Source organism: Nocardia sp. CC201C, from assembly GCF_030010695.1.
Lineage (GTDB): Bacteria > Actinomycetota > Actinomycetes > Mycobacteriales > Mycobacteriaceae > Nocardia > Nocardia otitidiscaviarum.
This window is the reverse complement of the sequence record NZ_JASCXP010000143.1, coordinates 1-16,127: the sequence shown is the minus strand read 5'-3', so window position 1 is coordinate 16,127 and position 16,127 is coordinate 1. Positions and strand designations below refer to the sequence as shown.

Below are 16,127 nucleotides of genomic sequence, written 5' to 3'. Positions count from 1 at the left end.
CCGGGCCATCGCCGAGGCCGGACATATCGGCGTCATCCGATATGTCTCGGATCGGCGTCCCGGCGCGGAGTGGATGGCGGGCAAACCGCTGCTGGCCGCGGAGGTCGCGGCACTACAGGCGATGGGCCTGAGCATCGTGTCGTGCTATCAGTTCGGGAAGGGGCCGACGGCGGACTGGCGCGGCGGATTCGAGGCGGGCAAGCAGCATGCCCAGCGCGGCCTGGAGCTGCACAACGCGGCGGGCGGACCCGATACCGCGCCGATCTACGCCTCCATCGACGACAATCCCAGCGAGGGCGAGTTCCACGACCTCATCGCGCCGTACCTAGCAGGCTGGGAAGCGGTGCTCGGGCGGGAGCGCACCGGCGTGTACGCCAATACGCCGACCATCGACTGGACGCGCGGCGCGGGGCTGGGTTCCTGGTTCTGGCAGCACAATTGGGGCACCCCGAAGGGATTCGTGCACCCTGCGGCACACCTGCACCAGTTCGAGATCGACAAGCGCACCGTGGGCGGCGTCGGCGTGGATCTGAACGCCGTGCTGGCGCCGGACTACGGGCAATGGTGAACCCGCGGCGCTGAGTCTCGGCTGTCGGATACCCCGGCGCTCGCGGTGTCTCGGCCGAAGGGGCCTGGCTGTCGGGGGACCTCGGCCGTCGCGGTGCCCGGCCGCCGGACGCTACGTCAGGTCTGGGTGTGGCAGGTCGGGTCCTGCCGCAGATCGGGTTCGTCGGCGACCACCCGCAGTGCCGGGCGGCCCTCCGCCGCCACGGCCGGGGCCGCCGGAGCCCCGTGGGCGCTCCACGCCGCGCGGTCGCTGCGCCACGAGAACATCGACCAGCTGGACAGGGCCGAGAAGGCCGACCCCAGACTGCCGAACGAGCCCGCCGAGATGATCGAACCGAACGAGCCCGCCGATCCGATGGACAGCACCGATCCCACGCTGCCGATCGACAGGATCGAGTAGGACGATCCGATCGACAGGATCGAGCCCTCCGACCGGATCGACAGAATCGACCGCCGTGAATGCAGTCCCCGCACAGTCTCTTTCACCGCCGCCATGTCCCCGGTCTACCACAGTCCACCCCCGCCCGAAACATCCCGATGGGCGGGCCGACCGGTCGGTAGAAACGACAATGCCCGGGTGACCCCTGAAGTCACCCGGGCATCGGGTCGTCGCGATAGCGCCTACGCGACCGAGAAGAAGCCGATGGTCGGCAGGAACGAGCAGGTGATCGGCGCGGATTCCGGATCGGCCTGGGTGGTCAGCGAACCGGAGACCACGGCGACCACGCGGCCGCTACCGGTGTCGGCGATGGCCGACAGGGTGGCCGGGCCGTCGGGGTTGATCTTGGCCTCGTCGGTCAGGTTCAGCACGCCGGACTGCCGCGTATCCAGATTGATCCACTGCACGGTCATCGGCGGATGCTGCGCCTCGGTCGGGCTCTTGGTGCCCAGGGCGGTGAACACGAAACCGGTCTGACCGGCCTGCGGGCCGGGCGGGGGCAGCTGCGCGGGGCCGGGGACGGCCAGGGCGGTGCCGACCGAGTCGGAGGACGGGCCGATGCAGCCCTTGCCGATGGTGGGCCACAGGAACTGCGCGATGACCGGACCGTCCTGCGGGATGTCCGGGCCGCCGCCGCCACTGCCGTCCAGGAACTTGATGATCCGCTCGAGGGTCGACTTGATCTGCGGGGGCAGGTTCAGCGTGTTCAGGATCTGCTTCGCCTGATCCAGGATGGTCTGCTGCGGCCCGGCGGCGATATCGGCCGGTCCGGCGGCGGCCCCGATGATGGCGGGCACCAGCGACGCGAGCGCCTCCACCGGCACGCCCTCGGGAATCACCGGAATCGTGGAAACGGCTTGGGGCGCGGGGGCGGGCTGGGCGGTCGCTGTCGGCACGGCAATGGTGGCGCAGGCCGCCACGGCCAGCGCGGTGATTGCGAACCGCGATCCTCGGGTGCGAAGCACTGGTGTTGCCGTCCTTACCTTCGGGTACATCTGTGGCGATGGGACATCGCTGCGCGACACTCTAAGTACCGGGCCGCCCTGTTGTACAGCCACGGTGTGATCTTGCTGTCTTCGATCGAATCACGCTATCGGACGGACGATCAAAAAGCCTGTTACGCGTGGTGCCAGTGATACGAATGTTACATCCTGAATCCGGTGTGGCGTGGGGTTTTCGAATCGGCGTCGCGATGCGGCGAAAATAGGGACCCGACGCGCACCGCTAGTCTGGTGCATCCACAACTCGACCCGAAAGTCCGCGCTGTGACTCGACACTTCCGACTCGCCGTCGCGGCGCTGGTGTTCTCGGTGCTCGCGCGGATGCTGTGGATGTTGTTATCGCCGAACGGCATGAATCTCGTCGATCTGCACGTCTACGTGGACGGGTCGGCGGCGCTGCTCACCGATCGGCTCTACGACTTCACGTATTCGAAGGAGACGCCGGACTTTCCGCTGCCCTTCACCTACCCGCCGTTCGCCGCGGTGGTGTTCTTCCCGCTGCACTACCTCCCGTTCACGGTGGTAGCCATCGGCTGGCTGCTGGCCACGGTGGCGGCGCTGTACGGCGTGGTGCGGATCGGGCTCGAACTCATCCTGGGCGAGCGGGCGCTGCGCGAACCGCGCTGGCGCACCGCGGCGGTGGCGTGGACGGCGGTGGGCGTGTGGATGGAACCCGTGCGCACCACCATCGACTACGGCCAGGTGAACGTCTTCCTGGTGCTGGGCGCCATGCTCGCGGTGCGCAGTGCGCGCTGGTGGGTCTCCGGCACCCTGGTCGGCCTGATCGCGGGCATCAAGCTCACCCCGGCCATCACCGGGCTGTACTTCGTGGCGCGGCGGCGCTGGGGGACGGCGGCGTGGTCGGCGGTGGTGTTCGCGGGCACGGTCGGGATCAGCCTGCTGATCAATCAGACCGAGGCGCGGCGGTACTTCGGCGAGCTGCTGGGGAACGCCGACCGTATCGGACCGGTCGGTTCGGTGTGGAATCAATCACTGCGCGGCACCATCAGCCGCATCCTCGGCCACGACGTGCAGACCGGCCCGTGGTGGATCGCCGCCGTGCTGGGAGTGGCGGTACTGGGCGTCCTCGCCTGGCGCGCCCTGGGGCCGGACGACCGGATGGGCACGCTCGTCATCGTCCAGCTGTTCGGCTTGATGATCTCGCCCATCTCCTGGTCGCACCACTTCGTCTGGCTGTTGCCGACCGTGCTGTGGCTGCTCTACGGGCCGCTGCGCGCGGCCGCGGGCGCCCGGCTGCTGGCCGGGTACTGGCTGGTCACCACGATCGTCGGGGTGCCCTGGCTGCTGTCGTTCGCGCAGCCGGACATCTGGACCATTCCGCGCCCGGCGGGCTACGCGTGGCTGGGCGCGGTGGACGTGGTGGGCGTGCTGGTGCTGTTCGGCTGGATCATCTGGGCGGGCCGGGTCAACTCTGCAGCGTCAGCCGATCGATCTCGTGAGCCAGCGCCACATCCAGCTGGGTGAGCCCACCCGCCGAATGGGTGGACAGCGTGAAAGTGACCCGCCGCCAGCGGATATCGATATCGGGATGGTGATTCGCCGCCTCGGCGGCCTGGGCGACGCGCCGGACCAGCTCGATGCCCGCCAGGAAGGACGGCGCTTCCACGGTGCGGGCGATGGACGCGCCGGTGTGGGTCCAGCCGGGGAGGTCGGTGAGGGCCTTGGCGATGTCGTCGTCGGACAGCAGCTCGGTGCTCATAGTCCCGGTCTACGCCTTCCATCCGGAAGATGGGCGGACTCGGGGAAAAAGATGCGGAGTCGCAGGGTGGGTGCTCACGCCGCGCGGGCGTGCTTGAGTGCCTTCTTCAGATCCTTGCCGCAGACGCCCGCCGCCTCGCACTTCTTCATGCGCATGATCACCACGGGGCATTTCAGGCAGCGCGTCTTCTTGCGACAGCACTTGTTCTTCGGCTTCAAGCTCGAGACGTGCTTGGCCTTCACCTTCTTTCCCACGTTGGTTAGCTTAACCTAAGTCGTACGCGTGAAACGTGTGAGTTCCGACTGCCGGTACGCTGTTATCCGGCCGTAGCCACCATCGCCGAACGGTCGATGGCGCTCGTGTCGTCGACACGGCCGCATTACCCACTTGCACCAGGAGGATCAACCGTGTCGTCTGTCGAGTTCCGCAACGTCGCCATCGTGGCGCACGTCGACCACGGCAAGACAACACTTGTCGATGCCATGCTGCGCCAGTCCGGCGTCTTCGGCGAGCGTGCCGAGGTGGTGGACCGCGTCATGGACTCCGGTGACCTGGAGCGCGAGAAGGGCATCACCATTCTCGCCAAGAACACCGCGGTGCACCGGCACAACGCGGACGGCTCGGTCACCGTCATCAATGTCATCGACACCCCCGGGCACGCCGACTTCGGCGGTGAGGTCGAGCGCGGTCTGTCCATGGTCGACGGCGTCGTGCTGCTCGTCGACGCCTCCGAGGGGCCGCTGCCGCAGACCCGGTTCGTGCTGCGCAAGGCCCTGGCCGCCTCGCTGCCGGTGATCCTGGTGGTCAACAAGACCGACCGGCCCGACGCCCGCATCGAAGAGGTCGTCGAGGAATCCCACGACCTGCTGCTGGACCTGGCCTCCGACCTCGACGACGAAGCCTCCGAGGCCGCCGAACTGGCCCTGGACCTGCCGGTGCTCTACGCCTCCGGCCGCGCGGGCGTCGCCTCCACCAAGCGCCCCGAGAACGGCACCGTTCCGGACGCGGAGAACCTCGACGAGCTGTTCGAGGTGCTCATGAAGTACGTGCCCGCGCCCAAGGGCGACGCCACCAAGCCGCTGCAGGCGCACGTCACCAACCTCGACGCCTCGCCGTTCCTGGGCCGCATCGGTCTGGTGCGCATCCACAACGGCACGCTGAAGAAGGGCCAGACCGTCGCCTGGATGAGCGCCGAGGGCACCAAGTCGGTGCGCATCACCGAACTGCTCAAGACCATCGGCGTCGAGCGTCAGCCCGGCGAGGAGGCCGTGGCCGGCGATATCGTCGCCATCGCGGGCATCCCGGACATCATGATCGGCGACACCCTCGCCGACGCGGAGAATCCGGTCGCGCTGCCGCGCATCACCGTCGACGAGCCCGCCATCTCGGTGACCATCGGCACCAACACCTCGCCGCTGGTCGGCCGGGTACAGGGGCACAAGCTCACCGCCCGCATGGTCAAGGCGCGCCTGGACCAGGAACTGGTCGGCAATGTGTCGCTGCGCGTGCTCGACATCGGCCGCCCGGACGCCTGGGAGGTGCAGGGCCGCGGCGAGCTGGCACTGGCCATCCTGGTCGAGCAGATGCGGCGCGAAGGCTTCGAGCTGACCGTCGGCAAGCCGCAGGTGGTCACCAAGACCGTCGACGGCAAGGTGCACGAGCCCTTCGAGGAGCTGACCGTCGACGCCCCCGAGGAATTCCTCGGCGCGATCACCCAGCTGCTCGCCGCCCGCAAGGGCAAGATGGTGCAGATGAGCAACCACGCCGCCGGATGGGTGCGCATGGAGTTCATCGTCCCCTCGCGCGGCCTGATCGGTTTCCGCACCGACTTCCTCACCGAGACCCGCGGCACCGGCATCGCCAACGCCGTCTTCGACGGCTACGCGCCGTGGGCCGGTGAGATCCGCGCCCGCCACACCGGTTCGCTGGTCTCCGACCGCGCCGGAACCGTCACCCCCTACGCCATGATCCAGCTCGCCGACCGCGGCCAGTTCTTCGTGGAGCCGGGCGCGGACACCTACGAGGGCCACGTCGTCGGCATCAACCCGCGCGCCGAGGACCTCGACATCAACGTCACCCGCGAGAAGAAGCTGACCAATATGCGCTCGGCCACCGGCGACGTGCTGGAAACCCTCGCCAAGCCGCTGCAGTTGGATCTCGAGGGCGCCATGGAATTCTGCGCCGCCGACGAATGCGTCGAGGTCACCCCGGAGGTCGTCCGAGTCCGCAAGGTCATCCTCGGCGCCACCGAACGCGGCCGCGAAGCCTCGCGTCGCAAAGCCCGCGACCGCTCTGTTTAATTTGCCCTCCGCTGCGCTCCGGGCGGATTCGCGGCGCTGGAGGTCCCGGTTCTTCCCTCCCTCCGCTCCCCCGCTTCGCTCCTCCGCTCCGGTCAGTCCAGAACCGGGACGCGCCGCGAATCGGGGGGTGACGGTTCGGGGGTTCAGGGTGCTTCGCGGGTCCGGCGGGTGGTCGGTTGAGCCGTCGGTGCGGGGTGGCGGATATTGTCATCGACAGACCGGACTCGACAGCTGAATTCGCAAGGATGGGGGTAACTCATCGGGTACGTCCAGAACTGGCTGCGGCGGGTGACCGCCGCACGCCAACGCGATTGTGTCGGCTCCCGAGTCCGGCCTGAAGGCGCGGGGAGGCGGGTGAGCCGCGCGGTGTTGCTGATGGTGGCGGCCTGTCTCGGGGTCGCCACGGGGTGCACCGCGAATCCGCCGCCGCCCATCGAGAGCACCGACAGTCCCAAGACGACGCCGGCCAAGCCGAGCAATACGTCGGTGGTGGTGGCCATCGACGACATCGGGCTCGGGTTCAATCCGCATCTGCGAGCGCATCAGTCGCCCGCGTCGTCGGCGGTGGCATCCATGGTGCTGCCCAGTCCGCTGCGGCCGGTGCCGAGCGCGGCGGTGCCGGGGGCGACCGACTGGGTGCTGGACGAGGCGCTCATGGTGGCGGCGGAGGTGACGGCGCAGGAGCCGTTCACCATCACCTATCAGATCCGCAACGAAGCGTCGTGGTCCGACGGCGCGCCCATCGCCGCCGAGGACTTCCGGTACCTGTGGCAGCAGATGACCACCCAGCCGGGTGTGGTCGACTCCGCGGGCTATCGGCTCATCTCCGAGGTGAGCTCGTCGGCGGGCGGCAAGACGGTGACCGTCACCATGCGGGAGCCGTATCCGGCCTGGCGGCAACTGTTCTCGAACCTGCTGCCCTCCCATCTGGTGAAGGACTCCGGATTCGAGACCGGGCTCACCGACACCATCCGCATCTCCGGCGGGCACTTCCGGATCAAGCAGACCGATCGCGGCCGCGAGGAGATCCTGCTGGAGCGCAACGACCGGTACTGGGGCACGCCCGCGGTGCCGGACCAGATCCTGTTGCGGCGCGGCGGAACTCCGGCGCAGGTGGCCGAATCGCTGCGCACCGCCGACGCGCAGATGGCACTGGTGCGCGGTGGGGTGTCGCTGCAGGCGCAACTGGCCGCCATACCCTCGGTGCGCACCGCCACGAATCTGCAATCCCGCGAAATGGAACTGGTGCTCAACGGCCGCACCGGCGACCTGGCCGATCCGCGGGTGCGCAAGGCGGTGCTGGGCCTGCTCGATCCGGTGCTGCTCGCCACCGTCGGCGCGCAGACCGGAAGCTGGGTGGAACCGGTGCGGGCGCAAGTGCTTTCGCCGTCGGATCCGGGCTACGCGCCCACCGCGCCGCCGCGCATCAGTCCGGAGGAGGCGTTCGCGCTGCTGGGTGAGGCCGGATTCGGGCGCGCACCGGAACCGCCGCCCAACGCCTCGCCGACATCGCCCGCGCCGCAGCCGCGCCCGGTCGCCAAGGACGGCAAGACGCTGAGCGTGCGTATCGGCGCGGTGGAGGGCGACGAGGCCACGCTCGCCGTCGCCAATACCGCCGCCGACCAATTGCGCAGCGCCGGAATCGATGCCACGGTACGCAGCGTCGCGGCGGACCAGCTGTATGGGCCGGAACTGGTCGACGGCGGCATCGACGCCATCGTCGGCTGGGAGCGCGCCGGGGACGATCCGGCCACCGTGCTGGCCTCCCGCTACGGCTGCCCGCCGCCGGAACCCCCCGCCACCGACGGTGCGGACGCCCGCGCCGAGGCGGTCCGCACCGCACCGGCCAATCTGTCCGGCGTCTGCGATCCCACCCTGCAACCCGCCATCGACGCGGCGCTGCGCGGCATGGACACCCCGCAGGTGATCGCCGCCGCCGAACCCAAGCTGTGGGAGCTGGCCACGGTGCTGCCGATCGTGCAGGACACGCAGGTGGCGGCGTCCGGCCCGCGGGTGGACGGGGCGTCGCTGAGCGGGGCCATCCAGACCGGCATCTTCGGGGACGCGGCGAACTGGCGGCGGCTGCCGTGAGCGGGCACGCCGCGGGCGGACTGCTGCTGGTGCACGCTCATCCGGACGACGAATCCATCACCACCGGCGGCACCATCGCGCACTACCGGCGGCTCGGCGTGCCGGTGACCGTGGTGACCTGCACGCTCGGTGAGCAGGGCGAGGTCATCGGGGAGCGGTGGGCGCGGCTGGTCGCCGATCAGGCGGATCAGCTGGGCGGCTACCGGATCTCCGAATTGGACAGGGCGCTGGCGGAATTGGACGCCGGGCCGCCGCACTTCCTCGGCGGCGCGGGCCGCTGGCGGGATTCCGGCATGGCGGGGACAGCGGCGGCCCGCCATCCGCGGGCGTTCGTGAACTCCGGTGCCGAGGCGGTCGAGGCGCTGGTGACGGTGCTGCTGGAGCTGCGGCCGCGGGTGGTGGTCGGCTACGACCCGCGCGGCGGGTACGGGCATCCGGATCACATTCGGGCGCACGAGATCACGATGGCGGCGGTGGACGCCGCGGCCGGACACGGCTGGGACGTGCCCAAAACCTATTGGACCGTCACCGACGCCGAGGTGCTGCGCATGCACACCGAGGCGCTCAAGCGGCGCACGGTGGATCAGCTGCCCGGCGCGCTGCCGAGCGGCTGGCGGCTGCCGCACGACGGCGAACTGGCCTGTGTGCCCGGCGAATCCGTCACCACCACGGTGGATGTGGCGCATGTGCTGGCCGCCAAGCGGGCCGCGCTGCGGGCGCACGCCACCCAGGTGACCGTGGCGCCGTCGGGTCGGGAGTTCGCGCTCTCCAACAACATCGCCCAGCCGGTGCTGCCGGAGGAGCACTACATTCTGGTGCGCGGCCAGCGCGGCGACTCCGGTCCGGACGGTCGCGAACACGACCTGTTCGCGGGTCTGCCCGACATGCTCGATCCGCGTCCGAGCCGAATGGGAGACTGATCGCCATGTACAACTGGAGTATCCAGAATATGATCGCCGCCTTCGTGGAGAGTCAGAAGCCCCACTTCGAGGCGCAGCACGACCTGTATCTCCACGCGCTGCACACCTTCGTCGACATGCAGAGCCACCTGTTGGAACTGCTCGGCTTCCCGCCGGTGCCGTGACCGCGGCGCTCGGTACCGCCCCGCGCCTCGGTCAGCTGTCGCAGCGGAATTGGCTGGGCGGTGTCATCGCGGCGCTGCTGGTGCTCGACGGTGTCGTCAGCCTGGTGCTGGAGGCGCTGTTCCTGCCCATCTATCTGGGCCACGCCGACGTGGTGGCCGCCCACCCGACGACGGCGCAGGCCGCGGCGCTGGCGGCCGACCTCACCGCTGGCGCGGTTCCCTTCCCGGTCACCGCCCTCATCGCGGCGGTCGTGAACGTGCTGCTGCTCAAGGGCATGTCGACGGTCACCGACCGGCTCGGCCTGATCGCCCTGCCGCTGACCGCCTGGACCCTGTCCTACCTGCTGCTCACCTTCGGCGGCCCCGGCGGTGACGTGCTGTTCGTCAACGACTGGCCCACTCTGGCCCTGCTGGTCTGCGGCCTGCTGCCCGCCGGTCTGTACCTCTACTACCTCGCCAACCTCCGCGCGATCGGCACGCCCCGACCGAGGTGACCAACCCCGCCCGCGGCTCGGCGCGGCCATCCGACGAACGCGCGGCGGTTTCGCGGGAGTTCGTTCGGCCGAGAGCCGTCAGCGGCCGTGCACGGAGGCCGGCAGGACGTGCGTCACCCGCATCCGGTCGCCGTCGAAGGTCGTCGTCTCGTAATCCTGACCGGCCGTCTCCATGACGCCGATCGTGTCGTCGCCGACGAACGAGGCGCGCGCCGGGCAGGGACCCTGGAACCGTTGCCACACCACGGTTTGCCTGCCGAGTACCGAGCCGCGTTCCCGAAGCATGACCCGGCACGAGGGGTCGATTCCCCCGAGTGACTCCATGGCGGTCTCGAATCGCCCATCGGGGCTCACCTCGATGGCCACGACCTTGCCGTCGTCGTCGAAGAACATCTCCACGACCACCGCGATACCCCAGAGGAGCAGCGTCGCCGAGGCCAGGACGGAAACGAGTGTGGCCCGTATCCACATGCGGCGCGGCGCGGGCCTCGAGGCGGCATCGAATCCGAGGGCGACCAGCGCCGCCGTCCACCATGCGGGCAGGGCCCACACCGGGATCCAGCCGAATTGGTAGTAGCGCTCCGACAGCATCCACGCGGCAGTCGCCGCGATGCCCGCCACCAGCAGAGCTACGGCCGCGAACAGCCACCGTCGCGGCTGCTCGCGCACCTCCGCGCCGCTCGTCACCGCTGGCCCAACCGGCCCGGCGTGACGGCTTCGATCAGCGCCCAGGCGCGGTCGACGGGGATGTCGACGACGTGGTAGCGCTTCTTGCCCGCGGCGGTGGCGGCGGTGATGGTGGACAGGCCGACGCGGCGCTGGAACCAGGTCTGGGTGACCGTCCAGCCGATGATGCCGGGGGCCTCCAGGCAGTCGCGGTCGCGGTCCAGGGAGCCGCTGCGGGTGATGAGCCAGGTGGGGTTGTCCTCGGCGGCGGGAATGACGGTGTGGCCCAGGCCGCGGTAGCGGTCCCAGGCCAGTGCGACCGCGATGACGGCGGCCAGGGCCAGCAGAATCCAGGACCACGGCGGCAGCGGGCGCACCGCGAGGGCGAAGACCGCCATGGCCGCGGCGGCGACCAGCACCGGGCTCAGCGCGCGGGTGTAGCGGCGGCGGCGGGCGGCGGGGCCGTGCGGGACCAGTGTGACCGTGCTGGGCGCGGATTCGCCGAGCAGATGGGCGAGGGCGCGGTCCACGGCGGCGCGGGGAGCCTGGGGCAGGATCTTCTGCCGGGGATCGGTACCGGTCATGACCGCCTCGAGTTCCGCGGCGCCCGCCAGGCGCAGCAGCAGCGGCTCGTTGACGGTGGCACCGCGCAGGCGGGCCAGGTCCAGGGTGATCTGGCGGGTGGTGAACAGGCCGTGGCGAATGTGCAGGGTGGTGCCGTTGTCGAGCACCTTCAGGCCGAAATACGTTGCCAGATAGCGCCCGCAGGCGGCCAGACTGACCACCGCGACCAGGGCCAGGGCGAGTCCGGCCACCACCGCCGTCAGAAACCACAGGCCGCGGTCGCCCAGGCTGTCGACCGTGTCCGAATCGACGCTGACTCGGGCGAAACCGAACTGGAAGGCCAGACCGACCACGGGCGCGATGAGCGCGAAACCGGTGAGCGACAAGGGCGCGTAGCGCACCCATTCCGGTCGCCAGTGCGCGATCTCGACGCCCGTCTCGCGGTCGGCCGCCGGACCGTCGTCCTCGGCCCCCGAAACCCGCTGTGGTGCGGTGGCTTTCGCCGTGTGCGCGAGCAGTTCGGCGCGCAGACCCGGCACCAGCCGGGCGTCGAGTGAGTCGAGTTTGAAGCCCTCGCCCCGCTCGGCCTGCTGCCCGGTGCCGATCTGCAGGACAGCCAGGCCCAGGATGCGGTGCAGCACATCGGCTTCGATATCCACCGAGCGGATGCGCGAGCGCGGCACCGCGAGCTTCTTGCGTTCGATCAGGCCGGTGCGCAGCTCCACATTGTCGGGGCCGATGCGGTAGGTGGTGGTGAACCAGCGGGTGACGGCGACGCCGACGATGAAGGTCAGCGCCAGCATCGCCCACATCGGGTTCTCGCTCTGCGCGCTGCCGATCACCGACGCGATCAGCACCGGGATGTACTTCACCGTCTCGGTGATGGGATGCACCAGCAGCATGCGCTTGTCCAAACGCTGCCAGGGCGTTTCGAGCGGGGCAGCCACCACCGCGGACCCGGCTGCGCCCGCCCCCCACTCGCCGCGCTCGGCCGTGCCCGCCGGACCTGCGCTGTGCTCGGTGGTGCTGTCCGCCTGGTCGCTGTGCGCGGTGGTGTCGTCCGCCCGCTCGCTGTGCTCGGTCGTGCCGTCCAGCCGCTCGCGCTCACTCATGTCGCGTCCCCGCGATGTCTGGCGGCGATCCCGGTCAGCTTCTCCACCGTCTCCTCGGCGACGGCCAGGTCGAGCGCGTCGATGGTGACCGCGCCCGCCGAGGAGGCCGTGGTGACCGTGACCGTGGCCAGTCCGAGCAGGCGCTCCAGCGGTCCGCGCTGGGTGTCCACCGTCTGGATGCGGGTGATCGGCGCGACCCGGCTCTCCTGCGTCAACCACCCGGTACGGGTGTACACGGCCTCGTCGGTGATTTCCCAGCGGTGCACGGTGAACCGCCACAGCGGCACCACCGCGATATTGAAGGCGGCCGCGAGCACGATGACGATCAGCGCCGCCAGCTGCCAGCCCCGCCGGTCGGGATCGAGCACCGCCCACACGATCAGGCCGAGCAAGGGGAATGCCCAGCTCAGGGCGGCTGCCAGGGACCACAGGAGTTTCGCACGCGGGCTGGGACGCCATGCGGGGTCGGCCATGATGCCGCCGGTGCGCAGGGGCTGGGACATGTCCGCCATGCTTCCATGTCCGCGCGCAACGGGGGTGGACATCTTTCGTTCGGCGGAATAGTGCGCCGCGGCCCCCGGTTGTCCCCCCGCATAGACACCCGAGTCGGACCACGCGGACGGATGGCGCATGATCGAGGACGTGACGGATCTACCGAACCCGAGTCTCCCCTCGGTACCGCAGGGCCCACCGGCCGCGGGACCCGGCGGTGCCGCAGGATCGTCCCCGGTGGCGCCGAGCGCCTCCGCCATGCGCCGGGCGCTGCGCCGCGCCCGGGACGGGGCGACGCTCAATCTCGACGAGGCCGTGGTGCTGTTGCACGCGCGCGACGCCGACCTCGACGATCTGTGCGCCACGGCGTCGCGGGTACGGGACGCCGGGCTGCGTGACAGCGGGTACGCGGGCGATGTCCTGCCGATCACGTACTCGCGCAAGGTGTTCATTCCGCTCACCCGCCTGTGTCGGGACAAATGCCACTACTGCACGTTCGTGACCGTGCCGGGCAAGCTGCGCGCCGCGGGCCACGGCATGTACCTGGAACCCGACGAGGTGCTCGACATCGCCCGTCGCGGTGCCGAATTAGGCTGCAAGGAAGCGCTTTTCACCCTCGGTGACCGGCCGGAGGAGCGCTGGCCGGAGGCGCGGCAGTGGCTGGACGAGCGCGGCTACGACTCCACGCTGGACTACGTGCGCGCCATGTCCATCCGCGTGCTCGAGGAGACCGGCCTGCTGCCGCACCTCAATCCCGGCGTGATGAGCTGGGCGGAGCTGTCGCGGCTCAAGCCGGTCGCGCCGTCCATGGGCATGATGTTGGAGACCACCTCCACCCGCCTGTTCACCGAGAAGGGGCAGGCGCACCACGGCAGCCCGGACAAGGATCCGGCGGTGCGGCTGCGCGCGCTCACCGACGCGGGCCGCCTGTCGGTGCCGTTCACCACCGGCATTCTGGTGGGCATCGGCGAGAACCTGACCGAGCGGGCCGAATCCATTCTGGCGATCCGCAAGGTGCACAAGGCATTCGGGCACGTGCAGGAGGTGATCGTGCAGAACTTCCTGGCCAAGTCGGATACCGCCATGCGCGACACCCCCGATGCCGACCTCCAGGAGTTCCGGGCCACCATCGCCGTGACCCGCATCCTGCTCGGACCCAAGATGCGGGTGCAGGCGCCGCCGAATCTGGTTTCGCTGGACGAATGCCGGGCGCTGCTGGCCGCCGGTGTGGACGATTGGGGCGGGGTGTCGCCGCTGACCCCCGATCATGTGAATCCGGAGCGGCCGTGGCCGAATCTGGAGGTGCTGGCGCAGGTCACCGCCGATGCCGGATATGTGCTCACCGAGCGCATCACGGCGCATCCCAAGTATGTGCTGGCGGGGCATCCGTGGATCGATCCGCGGGTGTCGGCCCATGTGGCGGCGCTGGCCGATCCGGCGACCGGGCTGGCGCGCCCCGACACCAAACCGACCGGGCTGCCGTGGCAGGAACCCGACCACGACTGGGAGTCGGTCGGGCGCATCGACCTCAACACCGCCATCGACTCCGAGGGCCGCAATACCGAATCCCGCAGTGACTCCGCGCTGTCCGACGACGGGCTGGGCGCGTTCGGTGACTGGGAGACCATTCGCGAGCAGGTGCACGAGCTGGCCGCCGCCGCGCCGGAGCGCTTCGACGCCGATGTGATGGCGGCGCTGCGGGCGGCCGAGCGCGATCCGGCGGGGTTGACCGACGACCAGTACCTGGCGCTGGCCACGGCCGACGGCGCGGCCCTCGAAGCGGTCACCGCCTTCGCCGACCAGCTGCGTCGCGATGCCGTCGGCGATGATGTCACCTACATCGTCAACCGCAATATCAACTTCACCAATATCTGCTACACCGGCTGCCGGTTCTGTGCGTTCGCGCAGCGCAAGGGTGATGCCGACGCCTTCACGCTGAGTTCGGAGGAGGTCGCCGACCGCGCCTGGGAGGCGTGGGTCGAGGGCGCGACCGAGATCTGCATGCAGGGCGGCATCGATCCGGAGCTGCCGGTGACCGGGTACGCGGATCTGGTGCGCGCCATCAAGAACCGGGTGCCGGAGATGCATGTGCACGCCTTCAGTCCCATGGAGGTGGTCAACGGGGCCTCGCGCGGCGGACAGAGCATCCACGACTGGCTCGCGGCGCTGAAAGAGGCCGGGCTGGACACGATTCCGGGTACGGCCGCCGAGATCCTGGACGATGAGGTGCGCTGGATTCTCACCAAGGGCAAGCTGCCCACCTCGGCCTGGATCGAGGTGATCACCACCGCGCACCGGTTGGGCATCCGCTCCAGCTCCACCATGATGTACGGGCACGTGGACAATCCGAAGCACTGGGTCGGCCACCTGCGGGTGCTGCGCGGAATCCAGGACGAGACCGGCGGTTTCACCGAATTCGTGTTGCTGCCCTTCGTGCATCAGAGCGCACCGCTGTACCTGGCGGGAGCGTCGCGCCCCGGCCCCACGGTGCGCGACAACCGTGCCGCCCACGCCCTGGCCCGCATCATGCTGCACGGCCGCATCGCCAATATCCAGACCAGCTGGGTGAAACTCGGCACCACGGGCACCCAGCTGATGCTGAACGGCGGCGCGAACGACCTGGGCGGCACCCTCATGGAGGAGACCATCTCCCGCATGGCCGGTTCCGAACACGGCTCGGCCAAGACGGTGGCGGAACTGACCGAGATCGCGACGGGCATCGGCCGGCCGGTGCGCCAGCGCACCACCACCTACGGCACCCCGCCGCGCCGTGCCCCGGTCTCTTTGCCGGTGAGCTGACCCGCCGCGGGCGTTCGGTGAGCCGATCGGTCTCCCGGTCGCCAGGCGTCCGCCGGGCCGTGCCAGGGGCGGCGGACCGGGCGGGCCTCCCGGTCGCCGATGCCCACGTGGCGCTTGATCCGCCGGTCGGCCTGCGGGCGCGGTTTGTGTTGCGGCAGGGCGGAGTTCATGCGATGCCGGTCGGCCGGGCAACGGGTGCTGCCGGGGTCACGCCGAGACGAGCGCGGCCCTGTCCCGGTGCCTCAGCTGTACCGCGACGGCCACGCCGAGCAGGGTGAGGGCCGCGCCGATCAGCGGGAGCGCGCGCAGGCCCGGACCGTCGGCGATGACCCAGCCGCCGACGCGTCCGGCCAGGGCGGCCGCCACCTGGAAGGCGGCCGCGTTGACGGCGACGCCGAGGGTCGGTGCGGCGGCGGAGGCCGCGACCACGCGCGCCTGCATGCCCGGGATGATCGCGAATCCCAGTGCGCCCAGGGCGAAGACGAGAACGGCGGCGGCCACGGCGGCCTCGCCGACCGCCCAGAACAGCGCCAGGGTCGCGGACAGGGCGAGCAGCAGGCCGATGAGCGCGGGCAGCAGGGCCCGGTCGGCCAGGCGTCCGCCGAGGTGGTTGCCGACTATCGCGCCCGCGCCGTAGACGAGCAGCAGCACGGGCACCGCCGCCGCGCCGAATCCGGCGATATCGGTCAGCAGCGGCGCGATGTAGGTGAAGACCATGACCACGCCCAGATTGCCCGCCGCCGTGAGCGCGATGGCCAGCAGCAGTCCGCGATCGCCCAGGACGCGCAGCTCACCGAG

At 70.1% G+C, this 16,127-nt stretch carries 15 protein-coding genes and 1 pseudogene; 8 read left to right on the top strand and 8 right to left on the bottom strand.

The window, feature by feature from the left end; genetic code table 11:
* A partial coding sequence (locus QK444_RS16850; RefSeq protein WP_282781385.1) for a DUF1906 domain-containing protein occupies positions 1-568 on the top strand: 568 nt, incomplete at its 5' end.
* Positions 569-684: 116 nt separating this feature from the next.
* Here the strand turns inward: QK444_RS16850 and QK444_RS16845 are convergent.
* Positions 685-1,062 (bottom strand): hypothetical protein, encoded by a 378-nt coding sequence (locus QK444_RS16845; RefSeq protein ID WP_282781383.1) that lies wholly within the window; start codon positions 1,060-1,062, stop codon positions 685-687.
* A gap of 126 nt (positions 1,063-1,188) precedes the next feature.
* Positions 1,189-1,971, bottom strand: a complete 783-nt coding sequence (locus QK444_RS16840) for a hypothetical protein (protein WP_282781381.1) — start codon at positions 1,969-1,971, stop codon at positions 1,189-1,191.
* Positions 1,972-2,271: 300 nt separating this feature from the next.
* Between QK444_RS16840 and QK444_RS16835 the strand changes: the two genes are divergently transcribed.
* Entirely contained in the window at positions 2,272-3,492 is a 1,221-nt protein-coding gene (locus QK444_RS16835; RefSeq protein ID WP_282781379.1) for a mannosyltransferase, read from the top strand.
* On the opposite strand, the gene QK444_RS16830 is transcribed toward QK444_RS16835, so the two are convergent.
* A complete protein-coding gene (locus QK444_RS16830; RefSeq protein ID WP_029931425.1) occupies positions 3,434-3,727 on the bottom strand; it encodes a 4a-hydroxytetrahydrobiopterin dehydratase in 294 nt (97 codons plus the stop codon). The two genes, QK444_RS16835 and QK444_RS16830, sit on opposite strands and share 59 nt — an antisense overlap.
* A gap of 74 nt (positions 3,728-3,801) precedes the next feature.
* A complete protein-coding gene (locus QK444_RS16825; protein WP_081592687.1) occupies positions 3,802-3,981 on the bottom strand; it encodes a hypothetical protein in 180 nt (59 codons plus the stop codon).
* Between the two features lie 153 nt (positions 3,982-4,134).
* Here QK444_RS16825 and typA point away from each other — a divergent pair, with 153 nt between their 5' ends.
* From typA to QK444_RS16800, 5 genes are all read left to right on the top strand, one after another.
* The gene (gene typA, locus QK444_RS16820) at positions 4,135-6,027 is read left to right on the top strand and encodes a translational GTPase TypA (RefSeq protein WP_282781375.1); all 1,893 of its coding nucleotides are present in this window, start codon (positions 4,135-4,137) and stop codon (positions 6,025-6,027) included.
* Positions 6,028-6,402: 375 nt separating this feature from the next.
* A complete protein-coding gene (locus QK444_RS16815) occupies positions 6,403-8,118 on the top strand; it encodes an ABC transporter family substrate-binding protein (RefSeq protein ID WP_282781387.1) in 1,716 nt (571 codons plus the stop codon).
* The gene (gene mshB, locus QK444_RS16810; protein WP_282781373.1) at positions 8,115-9,038 is read left to right on the top strand and encodes an N-acetyl-1-D-myo-inositol-2-amino-2-deoxy-alpha-D-glucopyranoside deacetylase; all 924 of its coding nucleotides are present in this window, start codon (positions 8,115-8,117) and stop codon (positions 9,036-9,038) included. The genes QK444_RS16815 and mshB overlap by 4 nt, the downstream gene beginning before the upstream one ends.
* Before the next feature lie 5 nt (positions 9,039-9,043).
* On the top strand, positions 9,044-9,202 hold the full coding sequence (locus QK444_RS16805) for a hypothetical protein (protein WP_162836497.1): 159 nt from the start codon (positions 9,044-9,046) through the stop codon (positions 9,200-9,202).
* Complete coding sequence (locus tag QK444_RS16800) at positions 9,199-9,696, top strand: hypothetical protein (RefSeq protein ID WP_282781370.1); 498 nt, start codon at positions 9,199-9,201, stop codon at positions 9,694-9,696. The genes QK444_RS16805 and QK444_RS16800 overlap by 4 nt, the downstream gene beginning before the upstream one ends.
* A gap of 78 nt (positions 9,697-9,774) precedes the next feature.
* Here QK444_RS16800 and QK444_RS16795 read toward each other — a convergent pair whose 3' ends face one another.
* Genes QK444_RS16795 through QK444_RS16785 form a run of 3 tightly spaced genes read right to left on the bottom strand, consistent with a single transcriptional unit; the run spans position 9,775 to position 12,541 of the window.
* A complete protein-coding gene (locus QK444_RS16795) occupies positions 9,775-10,383 on the bottom strand; it encodes a hypothetical protein (RefSeq protein WP_282781368.1) in 609 nt (202 codons plus the stop codon).
* Positions 10,380-12,038: a PH domain-containing protein gene (locus QK444_RS16790; RefSeq protein WP_282781366.1), complete on the bottom strand. Its 1,659-nt coding sequence runs from the start codon at positions 12,036-12,038 to the stop codon at positions 10,380-10,382. Before QK444_RS16790 ends, QK444_RS16795 begins: the two co-directional genes overlap by 4 nt.
* Complete coding sequence (locus QK444_RS16785) at positions 12,035-12,541, bottom strand: PH domain-containing protein (protein WP_282781364.1); 507 nt, start codon at positions 12,539-12,541, stop codon at positions 12,035-12,037. Before QK444_RS16785 ends, QK444_RS16790 begins: the two co-directional genes overlap by 4 nt.
* Before the next feature lie 127 nt (positions 12,542-12,668).
* On the opposite strand from QK444_RS16785, the gene QK444_RS16780 reads away from it, so the two are divergent.
* Entirely contained in the window at positions 12,669-15,329 is a 2,661-nt protein-coding gene (locus tag QK444_RS16780) for a bifunctional FO biosynthesis protein CofGH (protein WP_282781362.1), read from the top strand.
* A 207-nt stretch (positions 15,330-15,536) separates the two neighbouring features.
* Here the strand turns inward: QK444_RS16780 and QK444_RS16775 are convergent.
* Positions 15,537-16,127, bottom strand: a pseudogene (locus QK444_RS16775) (MFS transporter); the annotation flags it as partial.

Coding starts and splice junctions, on each gene's coding strand:
- QK444_RS16790 (WP_282781366.1), bottom strand. CDS start 12,038: ATGAGTGAGCGCGAGCGGCTGGACGGCACGACCGAGCACAGCGAGCGG.
- QK444_RS16830 (WP_029931425.1), bottom strand. CDS start 3,727: ATGAGCACCGAGCTGCTGTCCGACGACGACATCGCCAAGGCCCTCACC.
- QK444_RS16805 (WP_162836497.1), top strand. CDS start 9,044: ATGTACAACTGGAGTATCCAGAATATGATCGCCGCCTTCGTGGAGAGT.
- QK444_RS16845 (WP_282781383.1), bottom strand. CDS start 1,062: ATGGCGGCGGTGAAAGAGACTGTGCGGGGACTGCATTCACGGCGGTCG.
- QK444_RS16785 (WP_282781364.1), bottom strand. CDS start 12,541: ATGTCCCAGCCCCTGCGCACCGGCGGCATCATGGCCGACCCCGCATGG.
- QK444_RS16815 (WP_282781387.1), top strand. CDS start 6,403: ATGGTGGCGGCCTGTCTCGGGGTCGCCACGGGGTGCACCGCGAATCCG.
- QK444_RS16780 (WP_282781362.1), top strand. CDS start 12,669: ATGATCGAGGACGTGACGGATCTACCGAACCCGAGTCTCCCCTCGGTA.